Origin of the sequence: Gulosibacter sediminis (assembly GCF_014904065.1) — a bacterium.
Taxonomy (GTDB): Bacteria; Actinomycetota; Actinomycetes; order Actinomycetales; family Microbacteriaceae; genus Gulosibacter; species Gulosibacter sediminis.
Map to the genome: position 1 here is coordinate 1 of NZ_JACXJG010000058.1, position 749 is coordinate 749.

A 749-nucleotide genomic window follows, 5' to 3' on the forward strand; every position below is an offset into this window, starting at 1 on the left:
CTGGTTCGGGCCCTCGGCGGTGAAGTCGCGCTGCACGAGATCGTCGTGCACGGGCGGGCCAGCCTTCTTGTAACGGCGTTTGCGGGTTGTGATCGTCGAGCGGATCCCCGCGACCCGGCACAGCCGCCACACGCGGCGTTCGGAAAGCTGGTAGCCGAGGTCGGCGAGGTCGTCGGCGAGCACCCGATACCCGCCCTCGGGGTCTTCCGCGTGCAGCCGGCGTAGCACACCGATGAGGTGCTGCTCTTCCGTCTCGCGAGCAGAGACCGGGTTACGCAGCCACTGGTAGTACGCCTGCTCGGAGAATCCGAGCACCCGGCACGCCACCGCGACCGGCACCCTGACAGGGGCGCCGGCCGCGGCCATCTCGCGGACGAGCGGGTAGATCATTTTGGGGGTGTGATATGCACCTGCGACAGATACGCCGCGGCTCGCCGGAGCACCTCGTTCTCCATCTCCAGCTCGCGAATCCGCTTGATCGCGGCCGCCATCTCGCGGCGCTCATCAGGATCAGCGGGCGGGGTCAGCCCATGGGACTGGAACTTCGCATCACGCACCCAGGTCTGCAGCGCGGTCTTCGAGATCCCGAGATCCTTGCACACCACCTTCTGCGTGATGCCGGACTCCACAAGCGCGACAGCATCCCGCTTGAACTCGTCCGTGTACTTGATCGGCATGACTGCCATCCTTCCAGCGCAACCCTCTCAGGATTACGCGGTCAAGGACTCAACCAAACCTTCAGCAGACCC

1 pseudogene is annotated in these 749 nt (G+C 65.7%); it reads right to left on the reverse strand.

The features are described from left to right. Nucleotides 1-677 (reverse strand): annotated as a pseudogene (locus ID132_RS12950) (transposase); the annotation flags it as partial. Between the last annotated feature and the right edge of the window lie 72 nt (nucleotides 678-749).